Consider the following 17,878-nt stretch of genomic DNA (forward strand, 5'->3'; position numbering starts at 1 on the left):
CTAACTCACTGAACGCTAAATCAAAGCCTCAATTCATTCAGTCTGCAATTAAACCGCTTCGTTTAAGGGAACTGCACGGTTTTCGAGTAACACAGGGATCCCATCCGTGATTGGATAGGCTAATTTGTCTGCCTTACAAATCAATTGCTGCGTTGTTTTATCGTATTCCAATTTTCCCTTGCACACAGGGCAAGCGACTATGTCTAACAGTTTTTTATCAAACGCCATGGGATTTTCCTTGTTTAGCTGCAGCCACAGAGCGCACACGGCTCAGCAGCTGTTGATCAAATTGTGGCGATAGCTTGGCATCCACAGCCAAATACCACCAGTTTTCTTGTGCAAAATCGCGACATTTAACCGCATCTTTTTCTGTCATCATCAGCGGGCGAGATGCCGCAAGCTCGCATAACACGTGTTTATCGTAGGCTTGGTGGTCATCAAAACCATGGGATAACGCGAGTTGAATGCCTTGCTGCGTTAACGTCTCAAAAAAGCGCGCCGGATGACCAATACCCGCCATTGCCACCACGGGCTGCGTCGGGTTAAACACGGCCTCAGCCTTAGGGTTGACTGGTAACACTGCACTCGGACTCAGCTGCATCTCAAATTGATTGGCCTGAGCGGGCCCACCATTGACCACCACAAAATCCACTTGATTAAGGCGCCAAGCCCCTTCCCGTAGCGGCCCTGCGGGCAGCAAATGACGATTCCCTAAACCGCGCTTTCCATCAATCACCACCAGCTCAATGTCACGGCCGAGGGCGTAATGCTGCAAGCCATCGTCACAGATAATCACATCCACGGCAAACTCTGCCAGCAATGCCTTGGCGGTATCGACACGTTTGGCTCCCACCACCATAGGCACACTGGTGCGCGCTACTATCATGGCGGGCTCATCGCCCACAGCCGCCGCGCTATCCACCGCAGTAACAACTTTGACCCCTTGAATATCCGCGCCATAACCTCGGCTGATCACACCTGGATTAAACCCATGTTGCCGTAACAACTCAATTAAATAGATGACTGTGGGGGTTTTACCGCTGCCGCCAACGGTAATGTTGCCGACGACGATAACGGGCACGGGTAATGCGGTTTGGGATTTGAGTCCTAAGCGAAACAGGCTGCGACGAATCGCGGTGATTAAAGCGAATAGCACAGAAAACGGCAGCAAGAGCCACCACAATGGGTGGCCCTCGTACCAAATTTTATTTACCAGCGCCTGCATTTAGCTACCAAACTGCATTTGGTATAACTTGGCATACATGCCGCCAAGTTCCAGCAGGGATTTATGGGTACCGCGCTCAACGATACGACCTTGATCGACCACTAAAATTTGATCGGCACTTTCAATGGTCGACAAACGGTGGGCAATCACGACCGAGGTGCGGTTTTGACGAAGATTATCCAGCCCTTGCTGAATCGCCTTCTCAGATTCGGTATCGAGTGCTGAGGTGGCTTCATCGAGGATCAGCACAGGCGCATCGCGCAGCATAGCGCGGGCAATCGCGATACGTTGTCTCTGACCGCCCGATAATAACACGCCGTTTTCACCCACTTGGGTATCTAAACCTTCGGGCAGTTGCTCGATAAATTCCATCGCATGGGCTAAGGTCGCCGCTTGGATAATCTGCTCGCGGGTCGCTTCGCCGGGATAGGCATAGGCGATATTGTTGGCAATAGTATCGTTAAACAGCGTCACTTGCTGCGACACAAGTGCCACTTGATTACGTAACGATTTCAATGAGTAATCATAGATGCTGACATCATCAAGCAGAATGTCGCCAGATTCCAAGCCCGTGTAGAAACGTGTCACCAGACTGGCAATGGTGGATTTACCCGAACCAGAACGACCGACTAAAGCCAAGGTTTGCCCTTGAGTCACCTCGAAGTCGATATTATCTAAGGCGCGACGCTCCTGCCCGTCGTAGCTGAAGGACACATTATCGAAACGTAAGTTGCCCTTAGCACGCTTGACGCTATAAGTACCCGTATCGGATTCAGGCAAAATGTCTAACAGTTCAAAAACCGTGGTACAGGCTGCGATACCGCGCTGAAATTCGGCATTCACACGCGTGAGGTTTTTGATGGGTTGTAACATGGCCATCATAGCGCCGAGGATGGTCGCGAAGGTACCTGCGGTCAAATCGGCTTTCATGCTATCTAGGCTCGCCGCATAGAGCACAAAGGCCAAGGCAAAGGAGCCAATCACCATGATCAGAGGCTGGCTAATGGCCTGCGCCACGGCGAGTTTCATATTTTGATGACGGTTTCTGTCATTCACTTTGGCGAAACGCGCCGTTTCGGTTTCTTGTCCGCCGAAGGCCAAGACGTTTTTATGACCTTTGATCATCTGCTCGGTGGCGGCACTGACATCACCCATCGCCGTTTGGATTTGTTTCGATACCTTACGGAAGCGGCGACTGACAATAGTGATCACCAATCCCATAATCGGGCCAATTACTAAAATACAGAGGGAAAGCTTCCACGAGTTATAAAACATCAGCGCAAGCATACCGATAACCGTCACCCCATCTCGCACGATGGAGATCAAGGCACTGCCCGATGCGCGGGCAATTTGCTCGGTATCGAAGGTGACTTTTGAAATCAAGTTCCCGGTGTTTTCTTTATCCATGTAGCTCACGGGCAAGCTCAGATAATGCTCAAACACCTGCTGGCGCATATCCATGATCAAACGCGCACTCATGTAAGAAATGCCGTAGGTGGAGACAAAGTTCGCAAAACCACGCAGGGAAAACATCAAAATAACCACTATCGGCGCCATTAATAACACTTGGTTATCGGCATGAAAACCTTGGCTAGTGGGGAGTGCGATACCGTTACTGATCGCCGGTGTACTGGAAAAGCCTTTATCGATAAAAGGACCGATAAAAGAAATAAAGGCCGCGTCGACAAGCCCATATACAATCAGGCCGACAACTGAAAGCAAAAACATGCCCTTCATCGGTTTGAGGTAGCCCAGTAGTCGTTTGAAAACTGTCCACATTTCGTCTTTAGGAGATGCTGTCATTGAAAACACTAAATTATGGCAAAGTGGCCATTCTACTCTGGATTAATCAAGTCACCAAATCTAAACAAGCGGTTATACCAAAATGGCGCCAAATCACGCCGATAGGTCTTCACCTCGAGCCGTCCAGCAGCAAAAGAAACGCTGAGCTGCCCTTCTCGCCCCGTCGTTAAATAATGAATATCACGCGCTTGATAGCGCGCAACCACATCGGGCTTGGGGAAACCATAACGATTATTAAGACCTGCCGGAAACAACACTAATTCAGGGGCGACTGCATCGATAAAGGCAGGAATTGATGAGGTGCGGCTGCCATGGTGCGGCGCAATGAGCACTTGGCTTTTAAGCTCGGCGCCTGCGAGCGCTTGTTCAATCAGTACCGCTTCGGTTTCCTTTTCAATATCACCACTCAGTAGCAGACTGTGCACACCATCATCAATACGCAGCACGCAAGAGGCGTTATTCCCTCCCTTGGCAGTCTGAGGCGAGATAAAGTTTAACGTTAATTGCTGCCACTGAATTTGCTGCGGCACACAGGGCATCCCCTCTAAATGAGCCACATCGGTTATCCAGTTTGCCCTTGGATAGGCTTTAGCCAGCACTTCGGCACCGCCAGCATGGTCGTTATCCCCATGACTCACAACAATATAATCCACCTGAGCTAAGCCTTTGCTGTTAATAAACGGGATAATCACCCGTTCGCTATAGCTAAAATCCTCACCAAAGGCGGCGCCCGTGTCATAGATAAGTGCGCGTTTATCCTGTTCAATCACCACGGCCAATCCCTGCCCCACATCGAGTAGGTGTAGTGTCCACTGAGGGGACGAGGACTCAGTCACTCGTGGAAAAATCACTAATATGAACGGAATAAACAGCAAGGCTAAAGGTAAATGCCAGAGCCAATACCGACTATGATGCGGAAGATAACGCAACAGTATTAGGGCCAACAGTACGCACAGACTGGCCCCGAGCAAGGTCTCAGAGACCGAATGCCAATGGGCGGGTAAATCACCACTAAGTTCCAATAACTTGCCATAGGGTAACAGTGTTAAATCAGCCAGATGGAACAACGCAAACCATGCTTGACCAAAAAGCGTGCTTAACCACCAGAGGATAAACGCCAGCATAGACAAGGGGATAACGATTAAGCTAAACCACGGCACCACCAGCATATTCATCCACAGACTGTGTACGCTTAGGCCGCCGAAAAACACCGCCTGTACCAGCCCTAACACCAGACTTAAACGCCATTGAATCGACCAAAACTGCGTGAGTCTCCCTCTCGCTTTTGCCCTAAAGGTAGCGTTACCTTTAACGGGCTGAATACACGGCGCGCTTTCCAAGGTATATAAAATAATCGCCAAGGCGCAAAACGACAGCCAAAAGCCAGCACTCAAACAGGCAAGCGGATCGAGCAAAAGCACAATAAAGAGTGCAAACAGTAAACGGTCCCACGCACTCGAGTAGCGTCTTAATAAACTCAGCAGCATGATCAATAAAATCATCACTAACGCGCGTTGAGTCGAAACGGCAAACCCCGCTAAATAGCTATAAAATAAGGCACTACCTCCGGCGAGCAATAGCGCAATCACTAGATTTCGCCTGCTCGGATGCGCCGCGAAGCGGCTTAATAGAAACAGCGTGCATACATAAACCCAAGCGGTGATCACAGATAAATGCAGCCCAGATATCGCCACTAAATGCCCAGTTCCGGTTTGCCTTAATGCCTGCCACTTACTGGCTGGTATGAGTTGCTTATCGCCCAAGATCAGCGCGAGCAAAATATCCCCCTGCGCAAATGTCGACAACTTAGGGGATAATTGGCTAATCAGATAATTTCTTAATGAAAAATGCGATGTTTCTAACGTTGCATGTAGTACCCTGCCCTTGCCAACAATATGCTGACTAATCAATTGCTTTTGCTCGTTGTAGCCACCTTGATTTAACACGCTAGAAATAGTTTTAGGCATCAGCGTGAATGTCCAAACTTGCCCCACTTGCACCGCTTCGGGAGATTGCCAAGTGAGTCGCAACTTCGCCCTTGGCCAAAAGATTAAATTTGGTTTATCGACAATAATATCGAAGCTAACCCAGTCGCTGTTTTGACTAACTAGTGATATGATTTCGGCCCTCACTTGAATTGGCTGTTGCGATAAAGGAAGATCCTGCCGAGATAAGACTAAGCAAAACCCCGTAAGCCAACACATCGCGAAAAGTACGCCAGACAAACTAGGCGCTTTTTTGAATAAGATGAGTGCCCCAAGGCAAAGGTAGGGTAAAGAATTGATTGGCAGCAGCGAGGGCCACAACATCGCTGATAATAAGGTGGCACTAAAGCCAAAAATGAATCCATTCATAGTGAATTAAGTTAAGACAGCAATTTCAGCCTATGCCAAAAAAATTAATCAAAAAATATATGCCTAAGCCTGAAACCCTGCGTGAGCACAAACACCTACGCATTTTCGGTCGCTTATTACATAACCCCAATCTGTGGGCGCTTAATCGCCGCTCTGCCCCGGGGGCCTTTGCCATAGGTTTGTTTGTCGCTTGGATCCCAATGCCGTTTCAAATGGTCGTCGCCGCCGCTTTCGCCATCCTGTTTAATGTCAATATTCCTGTCTCTGTCGCATTAGTGTGGATCACCAACCCGCTCACCATGCCAGTGATGTTTTATGGCGCTTATTTATTGGGCGCAAAAATTCTTGGCCATGCGCCGCAGGAGTTTGCCTTTGAAGCCAGCTGGCAATGGATTGAATCTTCATTGGCCACCATTGGCCCTGCATTTTTGCTTGGTTGCTTAGTGTTGGGAGTCATATTTTCCGCCTTGGGATACCTGACGATCAGTAATCTGTGGAAATACTCCATCATGTTTAAATGGCAAAAACGTAAGACAAAATAATTGCCGAATCTTTGCCGCACCATCCAGTGGCTCACCCGTATTTTATTTAAGAGCATCTAAGCGCATTTAATCACTTTGATAAGCGCTTAGATGTCTTGTTAGTGTCCAGCTTAGATACATTTGCTTAACCTGTAGTATCGAGTTTCTCTGGCTCACCAGCTCTAGATATTGAACAAGTTAACTCCTATATGCATTCCCCTCCCATACCTTGTCACACCTGCAACTAGCTAAACTCGAATCGTAAAGCAGCCTGTATCTCGTCTCGGATCTAAGAGCTAATCCATCACATCTAACCGCAAAATAAACAGCTTTCACTGCAGTAAACTGACTGTTACTCATAAGGAGATATATACATTCATTTTATTTGCAGCTTAAAATATTCCTATGTTCACCTTCACCACTGCTCTGTATGCTGAATATTGATGAACCCGCACACTTACAACCCAAAGTGGCCTTGTTTCGCTTAGGTTTTAGACCCTTTTTCCTGTTTGCCAGCCTGTTTAGTCTCTTAAGTTTGGGCATATGGGGCGGATTGCTCTCAGGCAAGTCGTTACTGCCAAGCACACTCAATCCTCTTTGGTGGCATGGTCATGAGATGATTTTTGGCTTTGTCTGCGCTGTAGTTGCAGGCTTTTTACTGACGGCCGTTCAAAACTGGACGGGACGCCCTAGCATTAAAGGTATGCCTTTAGCTGGACTATTTTTAGTATGGCTACTGCCTCGTTTGTTGTTCATATTGCCCTTCAACATTCCGCTTGTGGCCATTATGGTCATCGATCTGCTGTTTTTACCCTTAACGGCGGTCTTATTAGCCATTTCGGTGATTGAGGTTCGCCAGTGGCGCAACTTTGTGTTTATCCCCATTCTGAGTTTACTCACCGTTTTCAACGGCGTGAGTTATTACAGCTTAATGACTAATCAATTGAATTGGATGAATAACGGACTCTATGCCGCAGTGATATTGGTCGCGGTTATTGTTGCGCTGCTCGGCGGACGGGTGATCCCGTTTTTTACTGAGCGAGCGACCCAATGGCAAAAACAGTCTCCTATCCAAGCAATAGAGTATTTAAGTTTTGCTAGCCTATTAGCCCTAGTGATAAGTCTCTTTTTAACAGAAATATTATTGACCCGTATTCTTGCAGGTGTCGCAGGCTTAGTGCTCTTCATTCGTTGGTCTCGCTGGGGATGGAATGCCAGTTGGCCAGTGCCACTATTATGGTCGCTGCATTTAAGTTACTTATGTATCCCCATCGGTTTAGGGCTGATTGCCGCGGGATTGCCACTTTCCGTTGGCATGCATGCCATTACTGTTGGGGGATTGGGCGGAATGATCCTCGCGATGATGTCACGGGTCTCGCTCGGGCATACGGGGCGTACACTGACGCCGCCGCGACCAATGGCGCTGGCTTTTGCTTTAATCCTCCTCGCCACAGTGCTGCGCGTCCTCGCGGGCTTACTTAGTGCCTGGTTTATCGAACTCATGCTCGCCGCCATTGCGCTGTGGATCTTAGCCTTTGGTTGTTTCTGTTACTGTTATGGACCTATGCTTTGTCGCGTAAGGGCCGATGGTCGCCCAGGCTAAAGCGGCGTCTAAAATCACGGCGCTTTGATTCTGTGGCTCAACAAGCAATTGTTATCTTGTGAATTGAGTCACAGAGAATCACGCCTCTTTTCCCTACCTAAGGTATTTTTACTGTTACTATTTATAAAAATATTCAGTAGGGAGTACCTATGCCATTTTATCGTCAATACGGTGCCAAGGGCTTAAAAGCCGTTGAGCATCTGGTATTAATCATCATCGCCATTGCGACCGTTGTCGCCATCGGCCAAGAAATTGTTCATGTCTTTAACGTCGGCGCCGTCGCGCTTGCCGATCTACTGTTATTGTTTATTTACCTTGAAGTGCTCGCCATGGTGGCTAACTACGCCGAATCGGGCAAATTACCCGTGCGTATGCCGCTGTACATTGCGATTGTCGCCCTAGCGCGGTACTTAATCTTAGATATGAAGAGCATGGATGACTGGCGCATTGCCGCCATTTCACTCTCGACTTTGATCTTAGCGGCCACGGTTATCGTTATCCGTTGGGGCCAATTAAAAATGCCCTACCCTAAAAATCAAGAATACGATAATTAATTCTCACGCGCGTCATTGCCAGCCAAAGGCAATGGCGCCATGTTCTTGCCAGTAAAATCCCCACCAAAGACCTCGCTTTCACATTGGTATTCTGCCAAAAAGCAATTATGCTAGTTTTACTGAGATCAATTATTTACGGGGCAATTGAGTTATGGGTGACCATCCAACAGGATTTGAAGAAAAACGTGGGTCGCTTCGCGTGGATATGGAAGCTGAGCGCGTACTCTTACATTGGACAGATAACGACGATGTAAACCATACCGACCAAGGCGTGTGCATCGATTTAGCCCGTCGAGGCATTTTGTTTGATTATAAAAAACCGTTCTCGCTGGGTGATTTAGTCACTGTGACCTTTAATCCTGACACCGATCATGAGAATAGCGTTAAAGGTCAGGTCTGCCGCTGCTCTAAACGTCATGATCAAAGCTATCATGTCGCCATGCAATTGCTTTAATTTCAATCCAGCTACGCAGGGTCGATTGAGCTGTTCTACACTGAATTAGTTGAACTATTCGTACAGGGGACATAGCTATGATATTGCTGGTGGGTGGTGAAAAAGGTGGTAGTGGCAAGAGTTGCCTCGCGCAAAATCTGGCGGTTTACATAAAACAGAAATTTGACGCCAATGTGCTGATGGTCGACTGTGACCCACAACGTACCACATCCGATTGGATCCAAGCCCGAAACAACGACCCTAGCCTCCCTGCCATTAACTGTATTCAACTCTACGGTAAAATTCGTAACGATTTGCTTAGTCTCAATGAGCGTTTTGACTATGTGATTGTCGACTGTGGTGGTCAAGATAACCTTGCGATGCGCGCCGCGATGTCGGTGGCCACTTATGTGGTGATCCCCTTAAGACCAAAGCGTCGCGATCTAAAAACCTTACCCCATATGGAAGACATGCTCAGCACCTGTAAAATGGTTAACCCCAAAATGGTGGCCACCATAGTGCTCACCCAATGCCCCGCGCTGCCCACACAGGTAAAACGTATTTTAGAGGCCAAAGAAGTGGTGCAATCCTTCGGGTTACGCGTGCTCAATTCGGTGACGTTCTGCCGCAATATTTACGATGACAGTGAGGAAAAAGGATCGTCCGTGATGGAAATTGAGCCCGATGGAAAAGCGGCCGATGAAATCCGCGCAATTGTGGATGAGCTGTTCACCTTACCTCCAGAAAATAGTTATGAGCTTAACTGATCTTAAACGTAAGAAACCCAAACAAGTCATCAAGTCGGTTTCTGTTGATGATTTTATTGAAGATGCCAATAACTATGCTCTTGGCAAGGCGAGTATTCTTAACCTCCCCACTGCCGAGCCTAAGGGATTAGATAAAAAGTCCGCCAAGATTTACCGCCATGCCACTTTTACCTTAACCGAAACCAGTATTTCCCAGCTCGATGGCTTGGCAAAGGAAACCAAGATTGCTAAATCGCGGCTGCTGCGGATTTTGATTGATGAGTTCAGCCACAGAACAGCTGAAGAACAACTCAAAGTAGTCAATAAAAGTAAGAAAAATGAAGGTTAACTCGACTATTTATGCATTGATATTAGCGGTTATCGGTGAGTGATAACTGCTTAAGTTTTCTGCAATAAAACTGCCGCGATGCAAACCTCTATAAAATTCCGCTTTCGGGAGATTTAATTGGCCGCAACCTAATGCGGCCAATGGTTCTAAACTGGACCGACGCTATATCGACTAAGGTCAGTTCGCCCAAGCTCATATGACCTAGACTGCAATTAGGCTCAACTTCTATTGCCTAAGCTTCGATTAGCTAGGCTTCGATTAGCAAGAGTACTTTAAATCATCTAGTGGTGTGAATGATTACACTGCCGGCCCACAACCAATGTCAAACCTTGCGCAGACTCCAGCATTTTTCCTTTGCGCAGTAATAAGCTAATCAGCTCTTCCGCCTGTAGATTATCGGCGCTGCAAGTGTGGTAACGTGCATTGTCACCAAAGGTTTGTGCCATCAAGGCGATAAACTCAGGCTTTAAAAGCGGATTTTCTTGCGCTACCATCAGCGCCATAACGTCATGACCGTGAACAGAATCGGACATAGTCTCTCCAAAAGATGTAAAAAAGATTAAGCTTTATATCCGAACTGTTGAATTTTAACCCTGATCTTGCGCACATACTGCCGATTTCAATGCCTGTGCCGACTGCAATGACGATAAAGTGAGCCACTATGTCCTTGATCTTGCTCCTGACTCAACAGATGTCACTCTACTTAGTGATAGTGTATTTGGTCAGTAAAACGCCACTCTTTAAACTGTTCGCCGAAACCTCCCCCCGCCTACCGCACAAGGTATTTATTTATCTTATCTTTTCAAGCTTTTGTATCATGGCGACTTATTTTGGCGAGCAAACCTCGGGCGCCATTGCCAATACTCGCGCGATGGGCGCCGTATTAGGTGGCTTACTCGGCGGTCCTGTCACGGGATTTTTAGTCGGTATCACGGGAGGTTTGCACCGCTACAGTATGGGTGGTTTTACCGATTTAGCCTGCGCCATTTCCACTACCCTCGAAGGCCTGTCAGCGGGCATGATCAGTTTTTACCTGCGCCGCGCGGGCAAGAGCGAGCTTATCTACAATCCACTGTTAGTTTGCCTAGTGACCTTTTACGCCGAAATGATGCAGATGAGCATTATTCTACTGATCGCCCGCCCCTTAGATGATGCCTGGGAATTAGTTCGACAGATTGCACCGCCGATGCTCTTAGTTAATTCCATCGGTGCGGCGCTGTTTATGAGCATGATCCGTGACCAAAAAACCATGTTCGATAAGCTTTCCTCCAGCTTCTCGACCAAGGCGCTCAAGATCGCCGAGCGCAGCGTGGGCTTACTCTCCAAGGGCTTTAACGAAGAGAGTAGCGGTAAGGTTGCGCAAATTGTGATCCAAGAAACCAATGTCGGCGCAGTGGCCATTACCGACCGCGAAAAACTCTTGGCTTTTATTGGCATAGGGGCTGACCATCATATTCCCGGCACACCGATTTCCTCAAAAATAACCCTTGAGGCCATTAACCAGAACAAAGTGATGTTCGCCGATGGGGTAGAAATGCCCTATTCCTGCTCGATTTCGAGCCAGTGTAAACTCGGTTCGAGCCTAGTGATCCCACTTCGTAGCGACACCGAAGTCATTGGCACCATCAAGTTATACGAGCCAAAAAATAAATTGTTCTTGAATATTAATCGCACCTTAGGCGAAGGGATTGCGCGGCTATTGTCAAACCAGATCCTCTATGGCCGCTTTGAACAGCAGCAAAATCTGCTGACCCAAGCCGAACTCAAATTGCTGCAAGCTCAAGTGAATCCCCATTTTTTATTCAACGCACTCAATACCATCAGTGCGATTATTAAGCGCGATCCCGATATGTCGAAGCAACTGCTACAGCAGTTATCGCAGTTTTTGCGGATCAATTTAAAGCGTACCACGGGTTTAGTGACACTCGGGGATGAGCTCGATCACATCGCCTCCTATCTCACCATTGAGAAAGCGAGATTTATTGATAAATTACAGGTCAATATCGCTATCCCTGAGTCACTCTATCACTGCAAAGTACCTGCATTTACCCTGCAGCCGATCATTGAGAATGCCGTCAAACACGGCACCTCACATATGATTGAACAAGGGCAAATCAAGGTGACAGGCCGGATGGATGAACAGGTAATAGTCTTAGAAGTCACTGATAATGCAGGGCTTTATCAACCCATTATGGGTTCTGAAGGGCTAGGCATGAACTTAGTCCATAAACGGATCCAAAACCTGTTTGGCGAGCAGTACGGCATTCAGGTGGAATGCGAGCCGGATGAGTACACCAAAGTCACCATTCGCTTACCCATAGAACAGACGGAAACTAACACGTGATCACTTGTTTAATTGTCGACGATGAATTGTTTGCCCGCGAGGAACTGGCCGATCTGCTCGGCCAAGAAGCCGATATTGAGCTTATCGGCCAATGCTCCAATGCGATTGAAGCGCTGCAAACCATTGCCAAAGAAAAACCTCAATTGATTTTTCTCGACATCCAAATGCCGCGGATTTCCGGCATGGAGTTGATTGCCATGCTAGATCCCGACACTTTGCCGAAAATCGTGTTTGTGACCGCGTTCGATGAGTTTGCAGTCAAAGCCTTTGATAATCATGCCTTTGATTATCTACTCAAACCCATAGATGCCGAACGTCTCAGCCAAACCTTGAAACGAGTGCGTAAGGATCTGACGCCACAAGCAGTGAACCTGATCGCGCCAGCGACGCTGGAGCATTTGCCCTGTTACAGCGGCAGTAAGTTAAAAGTCATCCCCATTCAAGATGTTGAATATGTGTTTAGCGATTTAAGCGGTATTCATGTCGCTTGCACCAAAGGCAAGGTCCACACCCAGCTCACGCTGAAGGTATTAGAGGAAAAAACGCCGCTGGTGCGCTGTCATCGTCAATATCTAATTTCGCCCAAGGCCATTGCTGAGATAGAACTGCTCGATACCGGCGCCGAAGTCACCACCCTACTTGGCGACAAAGTGCCCGTATCCCGCCGCTACCTCAAAAGCCTTAAGCAATTGTTTGGCTTCCAATAGTCCGATTATTAACCGCTTATGCTCATCTCCTAACCGCTCGGGACGGTTAATACTTATGAATGACATACGTATGCAACCGCTCGCCCCATTCTATTGCCGCTGAGTCAGCATTATCGACCTCTCACCCAGTTAGCCCTGTTTTGTGTAAACAACTTGTTTACACTCTGCACAACTCAAAATGGGGAGATAACTAAAATGATGTGGTTCCTACTCTGCGTCGGTCTATTGATCGGCGGTTACTTTATCTACGGTACCTTTGTTGAGAAGGTATTTGGTATCAACGAAAAACGTCAAACACCGGCTTTTAGCCAAACCGACGGCGTAGACTATGTGCCTATGTCGAAAGGTAAAGTGTACTTAATCCAACTATTGAATATCGCGGGTGTGGGTCCAATCTTCGGCCCAATCCTAGGTGCGCTTTACGGGCCAGCGGCCATGCTGTGGATTGTGATCGGTTGTATTTTTGCCGGTGCAGTGCACGATTACTTCTCGGGTATGCTGTCGGTCCGTAACGGCGGCCAATCTGTGCCTAACCTTGCGGGTAAATACTTAGGTAAGAGTGCCAAACACTTTATGAACGTGTTTGCCATCATACTGCTGTTACTTGTGGGCGTGGTGTTTATCTCTGCGCCAGCGGGTCTGTTAGGCAAGCTAACGGGTTGGGATGTCAGCATTTTCGTTGCGATTATCTTCGTTTACTACCTGATTGCTACAGTGGTACCTGTCGATAAAATTATCGGCCGCCTGTATCCCTTCTTTGGCGCGCTGCTGTTCTTTATGTCCTTTGGTTTAGCCTTTGCGATCATATTATCGAGCGAACATACACTGCTGCCTAATGTGCAAGCGGGTGACTTCTTCCAAAACTTAAACCCTAAAGACATGCCACTGTGGCCTGCACTGTTTATCACCATTGCTTGTGGTGCGATTTCAGGCTTCCACGCGACACAATCACCGCTGATGGCACGTTGTGTTGAAAACGAAAAGAACGGCCGTTTCGTGTTCTTTGGCGCCATGATCGGTGAAGGTATTATCGCCCTGCTCTGGTGTGCGATTGCGCTGTCTTACTTCCACGGTGTTGAAGGGTTAAGCACTGGCATGGCGGGCAACCCTGCAAACGTAGTATACGAAGCCTCTACCGGTCTATTAGGTGCTGTCGGTGGCTTTATGGCCATTCTTGGGGTAATCATTCTGCCCATTACCTCAGGCGACACCGCTTTCCGCTCTGCCCGTTTGATCTTGGCTGAGTTCTTTAAAATGCCACAGGTTGCGTTACCAAAACGTTTAGTCTTGGCCATCCCATTGTTTGTGATTGGTGGTTTATTGACTCAAGTCGACTTCGGCGTGATCTGGCGCTACTTCGGTGTGGCTAACCAAGCGACCGCTGTATTAATGCTCTGGACGGCTTCTGCTTACCTATTGCGTCATAACAAGCTGCACTGGATCACCACTATTCCAGCGATGTTTATGACTACTGTGGTTATCACCTTCCTGCTCAACTCGGCAACCCTAGGCGCAGGTTTGCCTATGACCCTGTCGACCATTGCAGGAAGCATTTCAACCTTGGTAATCACTGCGTTATTGATTGTGAAAACCAAAGGTAAAGGCGAAGTCGATAGCGACAGCGAATTACCCGATGAAGCCTAATTTCTAGCAAAACCGCTAGAAATATCGCGACTAAAATTAAACGGGCACTCATCAGTGCCCGTTTTTTTATCCATCACCTTAAGCCTAAGCCCATAATACTGGTATAATCCCGCCATTGTTCACGGCAGTTTATTCAAGATGACTCAATCAAATAACCCATTACACGGCATCACACTCGAAGCCATAGTCACCCAACTGGTGGAACACTATGGCTGGGAAGAACTCGGCGCGCGCATCAAAATCCGTTGTTTTACCGAAGATCCGAGTATCAAATCGAGCCTGCGCTTTTTAAGAAAAACCGACTGGGCGCGGGAAAAAGTGGAATATTTGTATTTAAAAACCAATAAACTGCCACTGCCAGCCGCAAAATTATCTAACGCTCCGGCGAAAGCTGCGGCCAAGAAGCCTGCAAAACCAGCACAAAAACCTGCTCAGGCGAATGCAGCCACATCCACAACCGCAACGGATGGCCAGATCAATAGCCATATCTGGGGTAAGCGCGATTAATTTCGCGAGAAAATTCAAAAGCGTATTCACAAGAGCAGACAAAAAATGCGTGGGATAATTCACTCGATTATCCCGCGCATTATTTTTTAAGCAGTTTATCTGTAGGATTTACCTTTAAGCCTAGCTATCGGCTACTTTGACTGCGGATAAGTCACTCGGTAAATCGCCCCCGCATAATCATCCGACACCAGTAAACTACCGTCGGCCAATTCAGCAAAGGCCACAGGGCGACCGAAGGTTTGTTCATCCTGCATAAAGCCGGTTAAAAACGGGGTGTATTTGACCACCTTGCCTTGCTCTATCGTCGCCACAGCCACTTTATAACCCGCTTTCTTCGTGCGATTCCACGAACCATGCTCGGCCACAAATAACTGCTGTTGATAGTCGCTAGGGAACTGTTTACCCAAATAAAAATGAATGCCGAGCGGCGCCACATGCGCCCCTAGTGAGAGCGCCGGTGCTGTGTATTTGGCTGGATCTTTACCTTGGCCAAACTCAGGGTCAAGAATCGTACCTGCATGCACATAGGGGAAGCCAAAATGTTCACCCAAGTAACTGACCTTATTGATTTCGCAGGGAGGAATATCATCGCCCATCATGTCGCGGCCATTATCGCTAAACCAAAGGGTTTGAGTGCCAGGCTGAAAATCAAACCCAACGGAATTACGAACCCCTTGGGCAATCGTCGTTAATTTTTTGGTCTCAAGATTAAGCGAGAAAATACGCCCATAGCGTTCACTCTCCGCGCACACATTGCAGGGTACGCCCACCGGAATGATTAACTCGCCTGTCGGGGAAACGCCTAACACCTTCCAGCCATGGTGGGTTTCACTTGGAAAACCATCGAAGACAACCTCAAATTTGGGTGAGTTTAAGTTGTTATCGATATCTTTGAATCGAATGATGCGCTCGACTTCGGAGACATACAGATCGCCATCTTTAATGACCACACCCGAAGGTAGCTTAAGTCCTGAGGCAACTAGGATTTTCTCATCGGCAACGCCGTCCTGGTTACGGTCGATAAGGGCATAAACATTCCCCGCCTTCATTGAGCCCGCATAGACAATGCCTTTATCGGATACGGCAATTTCGCGCGCATTTTCAACATCATCAGCAAATAGACTTACGTGAAAGCCTTCGGCAACCGTCAATTTATCTAAGATATTCTTAGCCATTGCTGGCGCAGAAATACCACTCAAGACACTGAGTGATAAGAGAGAAACCGCCTTAAAACTGGTTGTCGTAAGTAGTGCGGCGCGTTTTTTATGATCCATTGACTCGCATCCTAGTAGGGTAAAATTATTGTCGTACAATTAACTTAGCTTCGTTTAACTTTGTTACGTTACCTTAGATATACCGTATTACCAAATCCTCTGATTTAGCAGGTCAATCCGACTATGCGCCCCCTTAAGCGATAACTCACTCTCTGTTTGCCATGTACTCAATCCCACATATCGCGCCCTTTGTAAAATAAGGATGAAAATCTGCTTGAGTTTTTTATCTATCAGCCGATAACTCGATAAAGCACACTTGGCACTCACATTTGTTACTCTATTGAACATAGTTGAGCGATCGCATTGAAGTATTAAAGGAGTCTATCGTGAACATTAATGGATTAAATACTACCGCAAACAGCGGCGCCTTTAAGTCAGTGTCCAATGCCTATATCAACACATCGCCAGCAACCAACGCCTCCACAAGCGAGTCAACAAACTTTGCGACTGAAGAAACCGTCAATATCTCTAGTGCAGGAAGGCAAGCTCTCGCCACCGAAGTGGGCGCAGCTTTAAGGGGTCAAGCGGCAGAAAAACTGCAACTGACGGAGAGTACTGACACCGAAGAGTCCACATCAATTATCGATGAACAAATTAAGCGCATAAAGGAGCAGATCAAAGCATTGCAGGAGATGCTCACTAAGCTCGAAGGTGATGATTCTGAAGCTGCAGATCAGCAACGTAAGCAGCTGCAGGAACAGATTATGCAGCTTAGCAATCAAATCGCCGTGTTAATGGATAAGAAAATGCGGGATGCACAAAAATCCGCAGGCTAAGACTTAGCGATAATCTGCGCTAGTGTTTGTATATCAAAACTTCATGAGCTTGGGTTGAAACAGACTAAATAGGGAAACTAAATAATAAACGCCAGATATTTAATCCGTCGCCAGTGCGATAACTGATCCCAATTCTATCTATGCCGAGGAGATCGCCACCCAAAGGCTTAGCAAAGGCGAGTGTAGCGCCAAACTCGTAGCTGCCGGAGACTATGGTTTCATCTTCAGCATTTTGGCTAAAGTCCAGCTCGTTGAAATACCAATAACCGACTGCAAAAATTCTCGGCTGCATCTGAATATTCAACCATTGCCAGCGGGGTGAAAGGCCAATATCGACTCCGGTTTGCAATACCGCAAATTGGTCGGTTAATTTTCCTACCCGCTCACTGTAGCCCGCAAACCTTAGCCTAGATACCCAAACGCTGTCTTCACCCGCTAGGCTGAAATCATACAGGCTACTCACGCCCGAGGCTAAAATCGCCACGTTCGCATCGGTATCGAAATTCGTCCCAAACCCCACATCCAGATAGGCTTCCATCCGCGTGTTTACCGTTGCTTGCCAGTGGTGTTCGATGCCGGGTGTCATGGTCATAGTGCCAACCGAGGAAGGCAATTCACCATCGGTAATGTCTTTGGCTAAGTAGTCAAAAAAACCGAAGGATAAGGGTAAACGCAGCCAAGTTTGACTACTTTCGTCCTTTAAGAAATCAAAGCTTAAGGGAATGCTCACCACAGTGGCATTTTGATCGGCGGCCCGATACACACCCGTACCTAGATAACTGCCAAAGGCATAAACAGAGTTGGGATTATTTTGGCCATCAATCGGTGATTCGGGGCTCATTTGAGCAAACGACTGAGATAGCTGCGCAGCCTGCGGTGGTGCATAGCTTGCAATGGGAGCGGTCGACGCCAACAGTGGGAAGACGCACCCCATTGATAGCGCCGAACAGGAAAAGCATTTAACGAGTAACCGGCTAAAAATGGTCTTCAATTTATGCAAACAGATCCTGATTTGCTAAGCCTAATCGGTTATCGCTT

The 17,878-nt window shown here is 47.6% G+C and carries 18 protein-coding genes; 11 read left to right on the plus strand and 7 right to left on the minus strand.

Annotation, left to right across the window (positions count from 1 at the left end):
* Positions 1-48: 48 nt before the first annotated feature.
* The 4 genes from K0H59_RS13075 to K0H59_RS13090 are packed head-to-tail and all read right to left on the minus strand — an operon-like array spanning position 49 to position 5,382.
* Positions 49-228, minus strand: a complete 180-nt coding sequence (locus K0H59_RS13075) for a Trm112 family protein (RefSeq protein ID WP_011623174.1) — start codon at positions 226-228, stop codon at positions 49-51.
* Positions 218-1,225, minus strand: coding sequence for a tetraacyldisaccharide 4'-kinase (gene lpxK / locus K0H59_RS13080; protein WP_220053362.1), 1,008 nt, complete (start codon positions 1,223-1,225; stop codon positions 218-220). The genes K0H59_RS13075 and lpxK overlap by 11 nt, the downstream gene beginning before the upstream one ends.
* Positions 1,226-3,028 (minus strand): lipid A export permease/ATP-binding protein MsbA, encoded by a 1,803-nt coding sequence (msbA, locus tag K0H59_RS13085; protein WP_220053363.1) that lies wholly within the window; start codon positions 3,026-3,028, stop codon positions 1,226-1,228. It lies immediately after the preceding gene.
* Positions 3,029-3,060: 32 nt separating this feature from the next.
* Positions 3,061-5,382 carry a DNA internalization-related competence protein ComEC/Rec2 gene (locus tag K0H59_RS13090; RefSeq protein WP_220053364.1) on the minus strand — a complete coding sequence of 774 codons (2,322 nt, stop codon included), beginning with the start codon at positions 5,380-5,382 and terminating at the stop codon, positions 3,061-3,063.
* Between the two features lie 32 nt (positions 5,383-5,414).
* Between K0H59_RS13090 and K0H59_RS13095 the strand changes: the two genes are divergently transcribed.
* From K0H59_RS13095 to K0H59_RS13120, 6 genes are all read left to right on the plus strand, one after another.
* Complete coding sequence (locus K0H59_RS13095) at positions 5,415-5,924, plus strand: DUF2062 domain-containing protein (protein ID WP_011717486.1); 510 nt, start codon at positions 5,415-5,417, stop codon at positions 5,922-5,924.
* Between the two features lie 409 nt (positions 5,925-6,333).
* Positions 6,334-7,506, plus strand: a complete 1,173-nt coding sequence (locus tag K0H59_RS13100; protein WP_220053365.1) for an NnrS family protein — start codon at positions 6,334-6,336, stop codon at positions 7,504-7,506.
* Positions 7,507-7,655: 149 nt separating this feature from the next.
* The gene (locus K0H59_RS13105; protein ID WP_011623180.1) at positions 7,656-8,060 is read left to right on the plus strand and encodes a phosphate-starvation-inducible protein PsiE; all 405 of its coding nucleotides are present in this window, start codon (positions 7,656-7,658) and stop codon (positions 8,058-8,060) included.
* Between the two features lie 151 nt (positions 8,061-8,211).
* Positions 8,212-8,514 carry a PilZ domain-containing protein gene (locus K0H59_RS13110; RefSeq protein WP_011717488.1) on the plus strand — a complete coding sequence of 101 codons (303 nt, stop codon included), beginning with the start codon at positions 8,212-8,214 and terminating at the stop codon, positions 8,512-8,514.
* 77 nt (positions 8,515-8,591) lie between these two features.
* Positions 8,592-9,260: an AAA family ATPase gene (locus K0H59_RS13115; RefSeq protein ID WP_086902600.1), complete on the plus strand. Its 669-nt coding sequence runs from the start codon at positions 8,592-8,594 to the stop codon at positions 9,258-9,260.
* Positions 9,247-9,588 carry a replication protein RepA gene (locus K0H59_RS13120; RefSeq protein WP_088213050.1) on the plus strand — a complete coding sequence of 114 codons (342 nt, stop codon included), beginning with the start codon at positions 9,247-9,249 and terminating at the stop codon, positions 9,586-9,588. Before K0H59_RS13115 ends, K0H59_RS13120 begins: the two co-directional genes overlap by 14 nt.
* 281 nt (positions 9,589-9,869) lie before the next feature.
* Here the strand turns inward: K0H59_RS13120 and K0H59_RS13125 are convergent, their stop codons facing one another.
* Complete coding sequence (locus tag K0H59_RS13125; protein ID WP_088213051.1) at positions 9,870-10,121, minus strand: YecH family metal-binding protein; 252 nt, start codon at positions 10,119-10,121, stop codon at positions 9,870-9,872.
* A 128-nt stretch (positions 10,122-10,249) separates the two neighbouring features.
* Between K0H59_RS13125 and K0H59_RS13130 the strand changes: the two genes are divergently transcribed.
* From K0H59_RS13130 to K0H59_RS13145, 4 genes are all read left to right on the plus strand, one after another.
* A complete protein-coding gene (locus K0H59_RS13130; RefSeq protein WP_220053366.1) occupies positions 10,250-11,932 on the plus strand; it encodes a sensor histidine kinase in 1,683 nt (560 codons plus the stop codon).
* Positions 11,929-12,639: a two-component system response regulator BtsR gene (gene btsR / locus K0H59_RS13135; protein ID WP_220053367.1), complete on the plus strand. Its 711-nt coding sequence runs from the start codon at positions 11,929-11,931 to the stop codon at positions 12,637-12,639. The genes K0H59_RS13130 and btsR overlap by 4 nt, the downstream gene beginning before the upstream one ends.
* Before the next feature lie 195 nt (positions 12,640-12,834).
* Positions 12,835-14,283, plus strand: coding sequence for a carbon starvation protein A (locus K0H59_RS13140; protein WP_220053368.1), 1,449 nt, complete (start codon positions 12,835-12,837; stop codon positions 14,281-14,283).
* A 138-nt stretch (positions 14,284-14,421) separates the two neighbouring features.
* On the plus strand, positions 14,422-14,790 hold the full coding sequence (locus K0H59_RS13145) for a VF530 family DNA-binding protein (protein ID WP_220053369.1): 369 nt from the start codon (positions 14,422-14,424) through the stop codon (positions 14,788-14,790).
* Between the two features lie 131 nt (positions 14,791-14,921).
* Here the strand turns inward: K0H59_RS13145 and K0H59_RS13150 are convergent, their stop codons facing one another.
* The gene (locus K0H59_RS13150; protein WP_220055604.1) at positions 14,922-15,965 is read right to left on the minus strand and encodes a sorbosone dehydrogenase family protein; all 1,044 of its coding nucleotides are present in this window, start codon (positions 15,963-15,965) and stop codon (positions 14,922-14,924) included.
* Positions 15,966-16,390: 425 nt separating this feature from the next.
* Between K0H59_RS13150 and K0H59_RS13155 the strand changes: the two genes are divergently transcribed.
* Positions 16,391-16,840 (plus strand): FlxA-like family protein, encoded by a 450-nt coding sequence (locus tag K0H59_RS13155; RefSeq protein WP_088213070.1) that lies wholly within the window; start codon positions 16,391-16,393, stop codon positions 16,838-16,840.
* Between the two features lie 64 nt (positions 16,841-16,904).
* Here K0H59_RS13155 and K0H59_RS13160 read toward each other — a convergent pair whose 3' ends face one another.
* The gene (locus K0H59_RS13160; RefSeq protein ID WP_258405843.1) at positions 16,905-17,774 is read right to left on the minus strand and encodes a hypothetical protein; all 870 of its coding nucleotides are present in this window, start codon (positions 17,772-17,774) and stop codon (positions 16,905-16,907) included.
* Positions 17,775-17,878: the final 104 nt, after the last annotated feature.

The organism is Shewanella sp. FJAT-51649, from assembly GCF_019457435.1.
Lineage (GTDB): Bacteria > Pseudomonadota > Gammaproteobacteria > Enterobacterales > Shewanellaceae > Shewanella > Shewanella mangrovisoli.